Raw genomic sequence first — 15784 nt, 5'->3', positions numbered from 1 at the left:
TAATTTATCTTGACCCTCGCTATAGACATCGGTAATTCCAGAGTGAAGTGTGGTATATTTCAAGGCAAAAACCTGGAAGAATTTAGAGTTTTTGATATCGGTGAAGAGGTGCTTTTTTTTGATTGGATAACTGAAATCAAATTCGATAAATCAATTCTGGCCTCCGTCAGAAAAAATACGGACCCATTTCTTTTAAAAATCCAATCTGTAATACAACCTGTTAGGTTTGATGGTTTGAGTAAATTACCCATTAATTTGTCCTACCTGTCCCCTGAAACTTTAGGGCAGGATCGTATTGCTGCACTATGTGGAGCATATTTCTTGCATCCTGAGAACAACATCCTGGTGGTGAATGCTGGAAGTTGCATTACAATCGATCTGTTGGAAGCCAATGGAACTTTTCTTGGAGGTAATATTGCTCCGGGGATGAAGATGAGGTGGAAGGCAATGCATGAATTTACCGGGAGGCTGCCTTTGGTGGAATTTGCAGAAGTAGGAGATCAAATTTTAGGCAACGATACCACATCAGCCCTCAGACTTGGTGTCTTAAAGGGAATATTACACGAAATACGGGGATATTTTACTGAGCTTCATTCAAAATACAGTTTTTTAAAATGCGTTATGACAGGTGGCGACGCACCACAGCTGATTCGTCATTCCAAAATGGAAATAATAGAAGAGCCCTACCTTGTCTTGCACGGTCTCAATCAAATTTTAATTGCTAATGAAAAAACTTTTTAGTCTACTAATAATCGTTCTATTATTCACCGAAGTCTTTGGTCAGAATATTGAATTTTCGCCATTGTCCCGTTATGGTTTCGGTGAATTGAATAAAAACCGGGCACCTCTATCCTTACATTGTGGGGGTGCGGGAGTTGCCTACTATAATACAGAGGAGTTTAATCCAAATAATCCTGCATCATTGGGATTTCTAAAGCTAACGGATGCAGAGATTGGATTTCATGCAAAGTACAAGGAGATTACGGACAAACAAGATAATTTGGCTGACGATTGGTCCGGAAACATCAGCTACATACACATAGGCGTTCCTTTAAGAAATACCATTAATGAGGTTTTAGAACGCAAGCAGTATAAGCATAATTATGGAGTTAGTTTAGACCTCAGTCCATTTTCAACTACAGGTTATCATTACGTGGTTCAGGACAGTGCAAATGACATAGGATCCACCACCAGAATCCTGGATAGTTATGGAGGCTTAAGCCGTTTTTCGGTAGGATTCGGATATCGATATAAAAATTGGGGATTTGGATTAGCGGCAGGTTATATTTTTGGAAATGTGAAATATTATCAATCCCTCACCTTTAATGATTTTACCGGAGTTGCCAATAATTTTTTGGATGATCAGTACCATGCTTCAGGATTTACTGGTGACTTTGGTGTGATTTATACCAGGAATCTGAATCAAAAGCAAATTGATAAAGACAAATCCATTAAGGCCAGAAGTTTAAATTTTGGTTTGCATCTGACCACTCCTTCTACATTAAATATGTCTAAGACTTCCTTATACATTACCAGATTAAACACATCGAATTCCATTGTAGATACCTTGTTGTATGAAAAAGATAAATCCAGTAAGGCTGATTTGCCATTAAAATTAGAAGCTGGCGTTTACTACAACCACAAACAGAAATACGGGTGGTTATGTGACCTGAGTTTTGAAAATTGGTCTTCTTCCACACTTTTTGAAGGGGCTAAGGGTACCCTGACTAATCTAATCGGAATTTCAGCAGGAGGGTGGTGGAGACCTGGAACTACAGGATATGGTAATTTGCTAAAGAGGAGTCAATACCGTTATGGTGCTTTTTACGAGACGGGTTATTTATCCATTAATGGCGAAGGTTTAGGCAGGACAGGATTTACTTTGGGCATGGCATTGCCTTTTAGTTTTCAAAGACAGACTGCTGTGATCAATTTAGGTGTAGAAGCTGGATTTATTCAGGCAAAAGATTTATTTTCTGAGCAGTATGTGAAGTTTAATATTGGTTTCAGATTGAATGACAACGAATGGTTTTTGAAAAGGAGATACAACTAATTGTATTTACCAGGAAATAATATTATTCATCTTTAACTGCATTTTGTTCGGAAAGATATTCCGTAGTCCAATGGACTTAATCATTCAGTTCCGAGGAAGAGAAGACAGTATTATTTTTCAGAACTTATATTTAGAGTGTGGTATCTGATTCCACTAAATTTTTAATTTGGACTAATATTGGATTCCAACCTTCTCCATTGTTGTAAGAATCCTGATACCTTTTTTCTCCATCTGCAACCTTTGAATAGTCACCCTGAGTTACGGTTAAAATAGTTTGGTTATGCTCATGGCTCAGACTATACGTTACCGTTAAATAGTTTTCAGGAAGGTCCGGTATTTCAGAATTGTTTGGATCAATAACTGTGTAGGCTAAAAATTTTTCAGGATCCAATGCGATGATGTGTCCTTTGACAAAAATGATTTTTTGTCCATTGTATTCACCTTGCCAAATCAATGAACTTCCTACATTCCAATCAGAAATGGCTTCACATCCGAACATGTATTTTTTCGTTTGCTCTGGATTCACTAAAGCTTCCCAAACCTTTGCAGGAGGCGCAATAATTTGAATGGTATTTTTAATAATTTTTTCTTCCGCCATAAAAGCTTTTTTCGTAATGAAAAAAAATCCTGCAAGGAGCTCTTGCAGGATCACAAAATTTTATCCAAATTTTTTACATTTTTATTGCCCTATACATTCGCCAACTACCATAAATCACAAACAGTCCCGCGAGGATTTGATCCCATGGAAAAAGTCCAATTACTTTTCTGAAGAATAAGAATATGCCCAAAGCAATATAACAACCGCCCAGAAGTAAAAGAAATCCCTTTCTTATGGAATCCGACATTACCCCTCTAATTTAAATTTTATCGGTAGCGTAAAATTTACGGGAACAGCCCTTCCATTGTGTTTACCTGGTTTCCAATTTGGCATAGACCTGACCACTCTGGCAGCCTCTTCATCACAACCACCACCGATTCCTCTGGCAATAGTTACTTTAGTGATGTCACCACTTTTAGTGACTACAAACTGAACCACAACGGTACCCTGAATATCGTTTTCACGGGCTATTGCAGGATATTTCAAATTGGTCTGAATATACTTCATCATTGCTGCAGCTCCATCCGGGAATTCAGGCATCTGTTCAACAAATTTAAAAGGTTCTTCCTCTTTCTTTTCTTCTTCTACCACCGGGGGAGGAGGAGCTTCTACCAAAGAAGCATCCACACCACCTTCTTCACCTTTACGATTTTCCGTAGAGATATCTTTATCTTTAATTTCCTCTATCGTTGGTGGTGGTGGTTCCTCTTCTTTGACCTCCTCATCTTTCATAACCTTAGGAGGAATGAATTTAATTTGGTCTTTAATCGGCGGTGGATCCACTTTTGGCGGAGGTGGCGGAGGTGGCTTGTTGGGGTCAATTGGTGGCGGCTCTGCCAGGGTAATTTCCTTCATGGATAAGTCTTCCTTATCGGTAGGCATCATTTCCCTCACTGCCTTAAGGATCATTGGCATAGAGATCAGCAACAGGGCCAGGATACTTCCAATGATGATGGCCCTGGTCATATTCTTATCATAAAGCCTTCTCAAAAAATACGCTCCGTAAGTCTTGTTACGGTTCTCAAAGACGATGTCGTCCATGGCGTATTTAAGAATTTGATTGTCTGCCATGTTTATTGTTTTTTATTACTTATTAGTATAACAATCTTTTATAAAAATTATTTCCTGGATTGACCAACTTGTAAAGCAACCAGTGAATCAATAGGATCATTAGGCTGAAGAATGGCATATCTGGTAACGCCATTTATCGTCATCTCATCCAAAACATCCACTGTATTTTTCACTTTACTTTTAGGAAGTGGTTTAATCATCACAAACAAGTCGTCTTTTTTTACCCCATTGTGCCTGAACCTCGTTTTGTCGGCGTTGGATTACTTTTCTCAAGCCGGTTGGACTGTAGTCAACACTATCCAGGGTTAATTGGGTATTGGCATCAATTTCATCAGGAGATATGTACCAATAAACCTTGTCGTTATCGCCCAGCATTAGGCTCACGGTTTTTGACATTTTTATTGGAGGTTCATCTTTTTTATCGATCTTATCTTCTTTGGCTGGTTTGTTTACCTCCATAGTTTTTGGCTTATTGAAGGTGGTAGCCAGCATAAAGAATGTGATGAGCAAGAATCCAAGATCCACCATTGCTGTGAGGTCCACTCTGGTGGACATTTTTTTAGACCTTACTTTTTTGTGACCTTTCTTACCCCCGCCCTGGGGGATATTCATTTCAGCCATTGTTATTTAGTATTTATGCTCTTACAAAAATTATTCTTTTCCTGCACGCGCTGAGGTAACGATATTGAACTTGTTCACCTTACGGTTCTGAAGTGCTTCTATCAGTTTGTCAAACGACTTGTATTCTGTACTTTTATCTGCCTTGATGGCAATTCTAAGATTGTTGTTTTCTTGTCTGGAAAACAAAATCAGGTCTTCTATCTGTGCACCACCTGTTGTGTCTATTTTTAATCCGGGTTGAATGGTGTTTGCCCTTTCATTAGGATCCTTATCCAGGAATCCAGGAAGTAAACGGATGTCCATGCCCCATAATTCAAGGGTACGGAAGGCATCTTTTTGTTTAGGCGTAAATTCAATCTGGTAAGCATTTGCCAAACGGTCTAATAATTTCAATCTGGTATTCTGGTCGTCCAGGCCAAAGAAAATTCTTCCGTCTGTGGCAATGTTAAACATCATGATATCCTTATCGGGAATTGGCACCTGTGCGGTAGATGGCGGTATTTCTATCTGCACAACTTCCTGAGCCCTGAACTTTGTGGTCAGGATAAAAAAAGTAAGCAATAGAAAAGCCACATCGCACATGGCCGTCATATCAATGGTAGTACTCTTCCGAGGAATTTTAACTTTAGGCATATTTATGCTTCAGTTTGATTAAGCGTTTTTGGATGCAAAGTTCTGCGCAATGCTAAAGCCTGCTTCATCAATACCATAAGTAAGTCCATCGATTCTGGTCGTGAAGTAATTGTATGAAATTACCGCAATTGCAGAAGATGAGATACCCAAAGCGGTGTTGATCAAGGCTTCAGAAATACCGGTAGAAAGCGCTACCGCATCCGGTGCTCCTGCAGTAGCAATAGCAGAGAAGGCTCTGATCATCCCGAATACTGTTCCAAGTAGACCAAGGAGTGTAGCAACTGAAGAGATGGTAGCCAGGATCACCAGGTTTTTTTCCAACATAGGCAATTCCAGAGAGGTAGCTTCCTCAATTTCTTTTTGGATGGCTAAAACTTTCTGTTCTTTATCCAGTCCTTGATTAGAGGACATTTCCTTGTATTTATGTAGTGCCTCACGAATAACATTTGCAACTGAACCTTTTTGTTTGTCGCATTCAGCAATCGCAGCATCCACTTGATTTCCGTCTAATAATGATTTTATTTTTCGAACAAAACTAGGGATGGAGCCTTTACCACTGGCTACGCTCAAAGTGTACATCCGCTCGATAATCACACATACCACAATGATGAAAACCGCCATAAGTATAGGTACCAGGATACCCCCTTTATACATCATTCCCAAATAATCACCCGGATGAGGATGTTTTGTCGGGTCACCGCCCTCAAAATGACTTGGATCACCAAGAATAAATTTGAAAATAAAAATACCCAAAACAAGTGCTATCGGAATAATAGCTGCGGCAAACATGCCACTGAACTTTCCTGGGGTTGCAGAACTGGTTTTTTGATTGCTCATAATCTGAAAATTAACCGTTTAATGAATTTTTTGATTTAAGAATGATTTTAAAAATAAAAGCCATACCACGATACAAAAAGGACACAGGCCTACAATTATACCTTGTTGGCGTTTCGAGGCGTAATAATAAAACGTTTTGTTAAGAAAAAGGTGGATTGTATGTGAATAAAATTTTAAATAATCACTGTATTGAAAAATTTAATTTTTTAATTATTGTTAATCATACCTATATATATGTGAGGGAATATTAATCTGTTGGGGTGTAAAAAAATATAGATTTAATGAATTCTTTAATCTCCTTATTTAAAGGTGGATTTGCATTGACTTAGTCAAAACTGCCAATAGAATGGCGCACTTTTCTTAAAACAGTACGATTAGCTTTAAATAGTCAAAAAAAAAATTAAAATAAATATTCATTTTTTCTATAATATATAATAAATATGTATATTTGCCCTGAATTACTGCCACCCAAGGGCAAAAACAGTTCTTTAGATCATAGCGAATAAAAGCGATTAAACTCGAATTATTCACAAAAGCTTTTTGCTATGTATCTTATAAAACAGATTTACACACTTTTTCTTACCATGTTATTATGGAGCGTAGTGGCGCCTAGCCTTCATGCAGGCATTGTATTTGAAGGGTCTCCAGGCACAAATGCCCCTCCTCCAACGTTGGGTGGTTTTTTAATGACAAATCCAAATTTGGATCCTAGACCATTGTCAACCACTGTATCCGATGTTGGATTTCCATTGCCAAATAATCCGGCCATCAGTTTTTCCAATCCTTTGGTTCACTACCAAATTGGCAGTGGATGGAGTACATGGAGTCATGGGTATACGGGAGACGTATATTTTAACAACTCCAATACGGTAACCATTACTTTACCAGTTGGTACCAGGGCCTATTATTTGTATATTGAAGGCAATAGTTTTACTTCTGCCAACATCACAGCCACTGCAAATGACGGTACCACGTCCGGTGCAATTCCTGTGAATGGTTTTGCTGGAGCCAATTATTATGGTTTTTATACCACCACTGCGGCTTGTATGCTCACAACCATTACCATTACAGCTGATCCAACTGCATTAGGTTTTGCCATCGGAGAATTTGGATTAAACGTATGTCAATCATCACTTACCTGTCCTGCTTCTCAGACCATTGCTCTGGGGCCAGGTTCATGTGACACCAGTTTGTTTTGGGCTCCAATAGCTTCCAGTACTTGTGCGGATACATTTATGGGCATCAACAGAGGGACTCCTTTGGATGCTGATAATTGGACGACATCCCCTTCTCAAACCGGCTTTACTTTTTACATTCCGGATTCAATCAGGGTAGAAGGAAATTCTGTTTCGGGAAATCGTGATTTGTGTCTTCCTTTTGATTGCGCAGGGAGGATATCATTTACCATCAGAGCTTACCGAACCGGAGCATCCCCTTTTGGATTTAATGGAGATCATGTTTATATAGGTATCAATGGGGTGTTTACCCAATTTACTCCGAACACAAATGGAAGTACCCTTTTTATCAATAATTTTTCAACCAATGTACAGGTAGGTGACGTGGTTTGTGTCCGAGTTTCATCCAATGGGCTAGGAGCTCGTACAGTCGCTACCTTGAGTGCAATTACATATTCTAATTTATTACTTACACAAACTGCAGGACCATTGCCTGCAACTGCTCCAGGTTTAAACAATGGTACATTCCTGAATCCAGGAACTCATCTGGTTACCTATTCGCTAAGCGATTGTTATAACAACAATTCACAATGTTCTTTTAACATTACAGTAACGGATGCAGCGCCTACCATCACTTGTCCATCTAATACTACTATATACTTAGATAGTTTGGATTGTTCCAGGGTGTATTGTTACAATGTGACGGCAGCTGACAATTGTGTACAAACCAGTTTGAGTATTCCTGGAATGCAATATATTGGAGTGTACAATGGAAATACATATTATATTTCCCCTCCCGGATTAGCCAATCATTTGCATTGGCTTCAAGCCAATGAAATGGCTACTGCATTAGGAGGACATTTGGTCACCATTGAAGATGTTGCCGAGAATAATTTCTTAATGAACAACATACCATTCGTATTGGGTGTTGCAGACAATCAATATTGGATAGGCATGCGATATAGCCCTTCTCAAGATCAATTCAAATGGGTTACCGGAGAACCGGTCAATTATACCAATTGGGGCCCGGGTCAACCAGGTGTCATTCCAGGCGATTTTGTTTGGTATTGGGATCCTATAGCGGGCACATGGTATGACTCTCCATCACTGTTGTTTAGAAGGTATATCATAGAGTTTGAAGATGGATTTCAAGTTAAGAGACTTGCTGGAATCCCGAGTGGAAATCCATATCCTCCGGGTGTGACTACCAATGTGTATCAAGCTATGGATGAATACGGAAATATGGCACAATGTTCTTTTACTGTGAATGTACTTGGATCATCAAGCCTTTCCTGTAAAAATGTGAATGTATCCCTGGATCAGAATTGTGAAGTGACCATAACCCCTCAAATGCTGTTGACAGGTTATTACGCATGTTATGATGTTTTTGATGTTACCTTAAGTCATTACAATCACCCGATTCCGAATCCGGTGGATTCTCATTATTTGGGTAAAACCATAATTGCAACAGTGACCGATCCGACCACCGGCAATTCATGCTGGTCGTATGTGACGATAGAAGATAAACTGGCCCCTGAAATTATCTGCAGGGATCAGGACATGAGTTGTATTCAATTCAATTTGAATGCAGCCAATCCTGCGGTGATAGAAGATTGCAGCAGATATACGGTGACCTTACTGGATGAATTGACGACGAAACTGGATTGCAATCCGGAATACATCAAAGAGGTAAGAAGAACCTGGATTTCTACAGATTTGTATGGTAACATCAGCGATACATGTGTACAGCTGATCAGAGTAAAAAGACCGGACATCAATGCAATTGTATTTCCGGATCAGATAGTAGACCTTGAGTGCAGCAGAATCTCGAGATTTGATGCAAATGGTAATCCACATCCGAGCATTACGGGGATACCGACCTTGGAAGGTTATAGGATATGGCCGAATATAGATTTCATCTGCAACATGTATGTAGATTATGAAGATCAGGATCTGGGCGACATCGGATGCGTGCATAAGATCATGCGAACCTGGAGAGCCAGAGAGTGGTGGTGCAATCAGGAATTTACGGTATTGGGTATACAATTTATCCAGATCAGAGACACCGAAGGTCCGATCATTACACATCGCCCATACGATTTTGATGCAACCACAGGACACAGAGATTGCGAAGCGGATGTATTGTTGCCTGCAATAGATGCATACGATATATGCCATGACAAATTGCGGGTGGACATCAGCTATCCGGGCGGATCTTTAATAGGAAAGAATGGAGGAAAAGTAATTTTACCTGTTGGACGAGATACGGTGATATACAGAATCTATGACGGTTGCTATAATGTAACGACCGATACATTGATAGTTACAGTAAAAGACGATACAGAACCTGTGGCAATATGCGACAGAAGAACAGTGGTGGCACTGAACGATGCAGGAATCAATTGGGTGCCTGCAGAAGTATTTGACGATGGAAGTTTTGATGAGTGTCACTTACATCATTTTGAAGTGAGGAGAATGGATGCCGATGCCTGTGGCATAGTAGGAGAAGATGATTGGGGTCCTGAAGTGGGCTTTTGTTGTGAAGATGTGGGAAGAACAATCATGGTAGCCTTCAAAGCAATAGACGCAAGCGGAAACGAGAGTGTGTGCATGGTAAGTGTGGAAGTACAGGATAAAGATGTTCCATTGATCAGTTGTCCACCGGATATCTCAGTGGATTGCAGATTTGACATAGACTTAAATAATTTGGGCACCTCATTTGGTAAAGTAGTGGACAATGAAGCAGATCGTGAGAAAATAGTAATAGATCCGATCTACTGGCATTACATAAACGGACATCCACAGGATGGCATAGCGTATGACAATTGTAGTCCAAGAGTAAGTGAGCGGATAGATACGAGTGGAATGAATCAGTGTGGAATGGGTCTGATCATCAGAGAATTTACAGTAACGGACGGACAAGGCAACAGTGCAAGCTGTGCACAGAGAATAGAAATATCCAATCACCATCCAATGACCTATCTGTCCATCAGCTGGCCAGCGGATCTGGATACGAGTGGAATATGTAATCCTGATTTGTTGATCCCAGAGCGATTGAGTGCCCCATATAATTTTCCAACGTATGTGGACGATGAGTGTAGTCTGGTGGGCTTAAGTTATCATGATCATGTATTTTCACAGACCGTACCCGGAGATCCATGTTTTAAAATTTTCAGAGTATGGAAACTGATCGACTGGTGTCAGCGGGATAGATTAGGAAACATAGTCATCTTCAGCGATACACAGATCATCAAGGTGAGCAATCTGATAGATCCGGTCATTACCAAATTGTGTCGGGATACGACGATCTGCAGCTACGATGTACAATGCAGACCGATCCCGATCAGTCTGAGCATAGATGCCATAGACGATTGTACGGATGTATCAGAATTGTTGTACCGATACAAAGTAGATTTGAACAGCGACGGCACGATCGATATAGAAAGAGCAACCATAGGAGACAATACAGCAAGTGGCACATGGCCATTAGGCAGACACATCATCAAGTGGGAAGTGGAAGACCGATGTGGTAATACCGCGAAGTGTCAGTCAGAGGTGAATTTGTTGAATTGCAAATCACCTACAGCCTACTGTCACCGGGATCTTTCGATAGGATTGACAGGGATGGATACAGATGGAAACGGAACACCGGACACGAAGATGGCAGTGGTATGGGCCAGTGACCTGAATGTAAACTCAGGCCACAGCTGCGGCTATCCGGTGACCTTTAGTTTCAGTGCGGATACGAGTGATAAATCCAGAACGTATACCTGCGACAGCATAGGACCTAGAAATGTGGAACTGTGGGTAACAGATATCAATGGCAATACTTCAGTGTGTAAGACAGTGATCATCATCTGGGACAATCCACAGAGTGAGCCACAATGTCCACAGACCTTGAATGTGACGGTGAATGGACAGATCAAAACAGAGGGAGGTAGTAAAGTAGAGAAAGTAGGGGTATTGCTGGAGCAATCCACGATGCCTGCAACGAGTACAAACTTTGAAGGAGAGTATGCATTTGGACCAATCGCTACAGGTGGATCGTATGCAGTAAAACCTGGGAAGAACGATGACTGGTTGAATGGCGTCAGTACAGCGGATATCGTAAAAATACAGAAGCATATATTGGGAACAGAGCCGATCACCTCACCATACAAAATGGTAGCTGCGGATGTAAACCGAAGCAAGACAGTGACCGCACGAGACATTGCAGATCTTAGAAAACTGATATTGGGATTGACACAGGAAATCAGTGGCAACACGAGCTGGAGATTTGTGGATGAGTATTATAGTTTTGCGAGTGCGGAAAGTGCGTTGACGGAGAATTTCCCGGAAGTGTATAGCATACCGACGATGTCATCGAATACCGTAGGAAACTTCATCGGCATCAAGATAGGAGATGTAAATGAATCGGCGAAGACGCGAGGGTACCAGAACACGACCAGCCGAAGTGGCAAGGTGATGGATCTAAGCTACAGAGATGAGGAGATGAAGAAGGGCAATGTGTATGAGATAGAATTCAACTCAAGCAACATAGACCAGTTCAGAGGCTTCCAGATGACGATGGAATGGAATGCAGAGATGATGGAAGTGATGGAAGTTACGGGCAACAGAGGTAACCATTTTGGAGAAGAGCATTACAGTATGCACAGGGCCAATGAAGGAAAAATCACCTTCAGCTGGGATGGCAGTTCAAAGAGTGGAGAGCGATTGTTTACGGTGAAAGTAAGAGCCAAAGCAGATGCACGGGTATCCGATGTGATGCACCTGGGCAGCAGCATAACCCCTGCGATGAGTATAGGGGATGGATTGGAAGAGGGAAGGATAGAGTTGAGATCACAGGGTAGATTGCAGAATGAATTTGTGTTGTTGCAGAATGAGCCGAATCCATGGAATGGAACGACCGTGATAGGTATGTTACTACCGGAGAAGGGAGAAGTAAAATTAACGATCTACGACATGACCGGAAAAGTGTATTTCCGCAGTACAAAGGAAATGAGTAAAGGATATCAGGAATGGATCATAGAAAAGTCCATGTTGGGTACCTCAGGCGTGTATTATTATCAGGTAGATTTTGATACCAATACCCAGACCAGGAAGATGATAATTTTGGAATAAATGAATGGTGAAAATTAGATTTAGAAGGGGGTTGATTTCAACCCCCTTTTTTTTATTTACCCAAACTAAACGAGATAGATTTTAAACCATATTTTATCCATTAAAAAATGAATTAAAGGGTAATTCAGGATGATAAATAGATTTATATTGCTGATTTAATTGATCTAAAATACAGAAAGTCAATGTATTAATGTATTCATAATAATTTTATAATAACTTAATAGATATGTAATTGAGCAAGTTTACCTTTGTAAACCATATTTTTAAAACTAAACCTTTATTATGAAACGAAGCTTAATTACTCATTTGCTTAAAGTCATACCTTTGGTATTGATTTTAGGACTGTTCACCAAAAACCAGATCCAGGCACAGAGCGTCACCAATGCACAAATATTGGGTGTTGTGACGGACGAAAAAGGAGAGGCACTTGTAGCGGCCACGGTACAAGCTAAGCACATTCCATCAGGTACCATTTATGGTGTTTATACCAGGGAAGATGGCAGGTATAATATTCCAAATATGAGGGTAGGAGGTCCTTATACAGTGACTGTAAATTATATAGGTTACAAGACGCATGAGGAAGCGAACATTTACTTGTCTTTGGGACAGAATTTAAGGTACAATGTAAAATTAAATCCGGAAGCTGTTTCCTTAGATGAAGTCGTGGTTACTGCTAAGACGAACGATATTCTTAATTCAGATCGCACAGGTGCAGCAACCAACATAAAAAAAGAAGCTTTGGCAGCGCTGCCTACACTGAGCAGAAGTTTAGATGATTTTACCAGACTTACTCCACAGAGCAGAGCCTCTTCAGTGGCATCCACTACCGGTTCAGGAACTTCATTCATAGGTCAGGACAGCAGGTATAATAACCTGACGATAGATGGGACTATTTTTAACAACAGTTTTGGTCTTGCTTCCACACCGGGAGGTCAGGCAAACTCAACGCCAATAGGCTTGGATGCGGTAGAAGAAATACAGGTTAACCTGGCACCATACGATGTAAGACAAGGCGGATTTACTGGTGCCGGAGTGAATGCAATTACTAAATCAGGTTCCAACAATATATCCGGAACTGCATTTTACAACATGCGTAATGAAAGTTTTGTAGGAACAAAAGCTTCCGACAAATCAGTGGTTGTACAAAATTTCGATGTAAAACAATTTGGATTGAGTTTAGGTGGACCTATTATTAAAGATAAATTATTCTTTTTCATCAATGCCGAAGGAGAAAGAAGAGAAGATCCTGTGCAATTCAGGGCATTCAGAACCGGCGATGTGGTGGGAGGAAGTGTGACCAGAGTTAGAGCATCAGCTTTAGATTCCTTGAAGGATTTATTGATCAATAAATATGGTTATGATCCTGGAGATTATGATGGTTATACTTTGCCGACTTTTAGTAATAAAGCATTGGCTAAGTTGGATTACAATTTAGACAGCAAGAATAAAATTAGTTTGAGATATAATTATCTTAGATCTTACAGAGACGTTCTTGCAAGTGGTAGTGGAGCGCAGGGATTCAGAAATGGAAATACGAATGCATTGAATTTCAGTTCCGCAAATTATACCATCAACAACGACATTCATTCCGCTATTTTAGAATTAAACACCATTGTCAATTCAGGTCTTTCCAATCAATTGCAAGTGGGATATACGGCCAATAGAGATTACAGAAGCAGTCCTTCATCAAGGCCTTTTCCATTGGTCGATATTAGAGAAGCAGGTAATACCTTTACATCTTTTGGATATGAGGCGTTCACACCAAATAACAGGTTAAATACCAACACGATTCAATTTCAGGACAATCTGACCTGGTATAGAAATAACCATACCCTTACTGCAGGAATTAACTTTGAGTCCTTCACCTTTGAAAATACATTTACGCCAAGATGGTATGGAAATTACACCTATAATTCTTTGAGTGATTTTTACAAAGCCACCAATGGAGATACCGTAACCTTAGCTATTTTTGAACAACAATATTCTGTATTGCCGGGTAAGGAAATTCCTGTAGATAAAATCACGATTCACCAACCTGGTGTATATGTACAGGATCAGGTAAGTGCACTTGACGATAGGTTAAATGTTACTTTTGGTGTAAGAGTAGATGTACCTATTTACGAAAGTGATGCTGCATATCTTAATGAACAGGCTGCCAATCTCAATTTTAGAGATGCGGATGGCAGCACCATAAAATTAAGAACCGATAAGCTGCCAAAAACACAGGCAATGTTTTCGCCAAGAGTTGGTTTTAATTATGATGTTATGGGTGATAGAACCTTTCAGCTTCGTGGAGGTGTTGGGGTATTTACCGGTAGAGTTCCTTTTGTTTGGCTGGCAAATCAAATCAGTAACAATGGAGTGACAAAAGGTTCAATAAGGGATCAAAATGCAGCAACCAGAAAGTACATATTCTCAGATGATGTCACCAAATACATACCGGCTGATCCAAAATTAGCACCAAGTTATAATCTTGCGGTTACGGATGAGAACTTTAAGTTTCCACAATTGCTCAGATTTAATTTTGCTGCGGATCATCAGTTGATGTACAATGTAGTCGGATCTATTGAAGGTATTTTTAACAAGACCATCAACAACATTTATTACATCGATGCCAACCAGAAAGGATCGATAGGAAGCTACTCCGGCGCAGATGCAAGACAAATTTACAGTGGCGGAAGTGCCAACAGAATTAATTCTTCGGTGACGGATGCAATCTTATTAAAAAATACGAATCAAGGTTATTCATTCAGCATCACACCTAAATTGGAAAAGCAATTTAAGAATGATTTCTATTTGATGATGGCGTACAATTTTTCTGTAGCTAAAGATTTATTAACAGGTGGTTCTATAGCAAACTCATCCTGGACAGACAATCTTAGTTATGCAGGTAACAATTATCCTGATTTAGCTTATTCCAATGATGATCAAAGACATCGTTTCATTACTGCATTATCTTACAAGTTTAAGTATTCTAAATATACTTCAACACAAGTTTCATTATTCTATCAATATTTCAATCAAGGCAGATTTAGCCTTACCGTTAATGGCGACATTAACCAAGATGGATTAACCCGTAACAATGACTTGATGTATGTACCAAACGATGGCAGTGAAATCGAATTTAAAGATGCAGCAACAGCTAATGAGCAAAGGGAGGCATTTATGAATTTTGTAAACAGCAATGAACAACTTTCAAAATTTAAGGGTGGATATTTTCCTAGAAATGGAGGATTACTACCTAATATTCATGGATTGGATTTTACTCTAATCCAGGAATTTAAATTAAATGTAAATTCCAAAACACATCGTTTACAATTAAGAGCAGACGTTTACAATTTGCTCAACATGGTCAATCCGGATTGGGGTGGAGGAAATCAAGTTGTGGTAAATACAACTCCTTTAAAGTTTGAAGGAAAATCTGCAGACAATAAGCCATTGTATTCTTTTGCAAAAGACAATAATGGAAAATATCGAACCAATTTATTGGAAAAATCTGCAAGGCTTGCTGATGTATGGCAACTGCAAGTCGGATTGAGATACATCTTTAATTAAAATTTTTATTCCATTTTAGGAAGTTAAAATCCTCTCCATTTTTTGGGGAGGATTTTTTTTTATACTGACTTTTTGAACAGTTGCCAACACGTCAACACTCCTTATAAGTAAGAAAATGTG

8 protein-coding genes and 1 pseudogene are annotated in these 15784 nt (G+C 39.7%); 4 read left to right on the top strand and 5 right to left on the bottom strand.

Annotation, left to right across the window (positions count from 1 at the left end):
• The first annotated feature begins 9 nt into the window (after positions 1-9).
• Positions 10-741 (top strand): type III pantothenate kinase, encoded by a 732-nt coding sequence (locus IPJ83_06660; GenBank protein ID MBK7880225.1) that lies wholly within the window; start codon positions 10-12, stop codon positions 739-741.
• Complete coding sequence (locus IPJ83_06655; GenBank protein MBK7880224.1) at positions 725-2053, top strand: hypothetical protein; 1329 nt, start codon at positions 725-727, stop codon at positions 2051-2053. Before IPJ83_06660 ends, IPJ83_06655 begins: the two co-directional genes overlap by 17 nt.
• Before the next feature lie 130 nt (positions 2054-2183).
• Here the strand turns inward: IPJ83_06655 and IPJ83_06650 are convergent, their stop codons facing one another.
• The 5 genes and pseudogenes from IPJ83_06650 to IPJ83_06630 all read right to left on the bottom strand — a co-directional run bounded on the left by IPJ83_06650 (position 2184) and on the right by IPJ83_06630 (position 5813).
• A complete protein-coding gene (locus IPJ83_06650) occupies positions 2184-2651 on the bottom strand; it encodes an SRPBCC domain-containing protein (protein ID MBK7880223.1) in 468 nt (155 codons plus the stop codon).
• A 246-nt stretch (positions 2652-2897) separates the two neighbouring features.
• The gene (locus IPJ83_06645) at positions 2898-3722 is read right to left on the bottom strand and encodes an energy transducer TonB (protein ID MBK7880222.1); all 825 of its coding nucleotides are present in this window, start codon (positions 3720-3722) and stop codon (positions 2898-2900) included.
• A gap of 47 nt (positions 3723-3769) precedes the next feature.
• Positions 3770-4343: pseudogene (locus tag IPJ83_06640) on the bottom strand (biopolymer transporter ExbD).
• A 30-nt stretch (positions 4344-4373) separates the two neighbouring features.
• Complete coding sequence (locus IPJ83_06635; GenBank protein ID MBK7880221.1) at positions 4374-4976, bottom strand: biopolymer transporter ExbD; 603 nt, start codon at positions 4974-4976, stop codon at positions 4374-4376.
• A gap of 18 nt (positions 4977-4994) precedes the next feature.
• Positions 4995-5813 carry a MotA/TolQ/ExbB proton channel family protein gene (locus IPJ83_06630; GenBank protein MBK7880220.1) on the bottom strand — a complete coding sequence of 273 codons (819 nt, stop codon included), beginning with the start codon at positions 5811-5813 and terminating at the stop codon, positions 4995-4997.
• A gap of 545 nt (positions 5814-6358) precedes the next feature.
• On the opposite strand from IPJ83_06630, the gene IPJ83_06625 reads away from it, so the two are divergent.
• Complete coding sequence (locus tag IPJ83_06625) at positions 6359-12109, top strand: T9SS type A sorting domain-containing protein (protein ID MBK7880219.1); 5751 nt, start codon at positions 6359-6361, stop codon at positions 12107-12109.
• Positions 12110-12391: 282 nt separating this feature from the next.
• A complete protein-coding gene (locus tag IPJ83_06620) occupies positions 12392-15664 on the top strand; it encodes a carboxypeptidase regulatory-like domain-containing protein (GenBank protein ID MBK7880218.1) in 3273 nt (1090 codons plus the stop codon).
• Positions 15665-15784: the final 120 nt, after the last annotated feature.

It is taken from the genome of Candidatus Vicinibacter proximus (genome assembly GCA_016713905.1).
Taxonomy (GTDB): Bacteria; Bacteroidota; Bacteroidia; order Chitinophagales; family Saprospiraceae; genus Vicinibacter; species Vicinibacter proximus.
This window is presented reverse-complemented; position numbering and strand designations above follow the sequence as displayed.